Source organism: Moorena sp. SIO3I8 (assembly GCF_010692325.1).
In the GTDB taxonomy this organism is placed as follows: domain Bacteria; phylum Cyanobacteriota; class Cyanobacteriia; order Cyanobacteriales; family Coleofasciculaceae; genus Moorena.
On the sequence record NZ_JAAHHW010000392.1, the window covers coordinates 1 to 1,399 of the forward strand.

Consider the following 1,399-nt stretch of genomic DNA (forward strand, 5'->3'; position numbering starts at 1 on the left):
AAAACTTTTCGCTTCTCACTCGGCGGAACCAGTGCCATGGAGCGCACTTTTGGTTGGCTGATGGGATGCCGTCGATTGGTCAGAGACTATGAGTTGTTGCCTGAAACATCAGAGACATTCATAAATCTTGCCATGATATGGATCATGGTTCGCCGCTTGGCATAAAATTTGACCTCTCATCACTTTTCAAACATCCTCTTACAATTATCTACACAATCAAAGGTTATACATAAAACAGTCATTGCAAAATCATCGTGTAATCAAGGTTTCCAAAACTTGGCTTGATACTGAAAGAGTCAATTGAGGAGACCTAATATGAGTAAGCAGAGCAACAACCTGAGTCGTTCAGATATAATTGGTATTGTTGGAGTGCTAGTAGCTGTTGCTGGCATTGGGGTGGGTGTAATGACTTCAGAGATTAGAAATTTAACTGGCTTAGAACCATCAAGTCATCCTTTATCTGTCACTTTAAAGACAGATTACGGTGCCGATTACAATAAACTCCAGTATTTGCTAGTCTCTGGAAAATTCAAAGAGGCTGATATCGAAACCACGCACCTGTTGTTATGGGCAGCCAATCGTGAAAAGGAGGGAACGCTTAATCCAGAGAGTGTGAAGCGGTTCTCCTGCACTGACCTCCGTACCATAGATACACTATGGATGCAACATAGCAATGGGCGTTTTGGATTCAGCGCCCAGACGCGACTTTGGAAAACAGGACAAGTAGATCTGGAAGATTTTGTATCTCACATCGGTTGGCTGAACGTCTCGGAAAGAAATAATGAGATATGGGTCAATCACAATGACCTCATATTTGAACGTCGTGCACCAATTGGACATCTGCCTACTGGTGGGGCTTTTGCACCCAAAGGTGTTTGGAGGGGGGGGTGGTTGCCCATTCTTTCAAACCGATGCTTTTGACATGAGACTTGTCGCTTTACGGGCAGTATGTCTGCAATGTATGAATTAGTGCATTTCCAGTGATGTCTCTAAGCTGGGTGTTCCAAAGTTTTCAGTCGGTGCATCTGCTGATACTTTATATCAAGATGTGTCTTTAAAATATGAGCAAGGAAAGGTTAACTATCAAAGCCAGTCTTCAAGGGGTGAGCAAAGCTAAAAAAGCCATCTTAAGAATGGGATATGGTTCAAAAGCTAACTTTGCAAAATCTGTAGGTTTAGGTCGCACTACAGTTACAAAGTTCTTTAACAAGCAACCTCTTGAGTATGATTCCTTTAAAAAAATTTGTGACAACCTAAAGTTAAATTGGCAAGATATTGCTGAGCCAAGCGATTTAGTTGAAACAGCAGATAATAAGCTACAAGAGCAAGGTTTTGAGGAGCAGGACTTAAGTACAGATATTGATGTATTGGTGCAAGATATACGCGAGAAAATACGCGA

At 41.7% G+C, this 1,399-nt stretch carries 2 protein-coding genes and 1 pseudogene; all 3 read left to right on the forward strand.

The annotated features are described in order from the left end of the window. A partial coding sequence (locus F6K51_RS37280; RefSeq protein ID WP_293031216.1) for a transposase occupies positions 1-165 on the forward strand: 165 nt, incomplete at its 5' end. Between the two features lie 150 nt (positions 166-315). Further along, positions 316-921, forward strand: a complete 606-nt coding sequence (locus tag F6K51_RS37285) for a GUN4 domain-containing protein (RefSeq protein ID WP_293031213.1) — start codon at positions 316-318, stop codon at positions 919-921. Between the two features lie 140 nt (positions 922-1,061). Continuing rightward, positions 1,062-1,399 (forward strand): annotated as a pseudogene (locus F6K51_RS37290) (hypothetical protein); the annotation flags it as partial.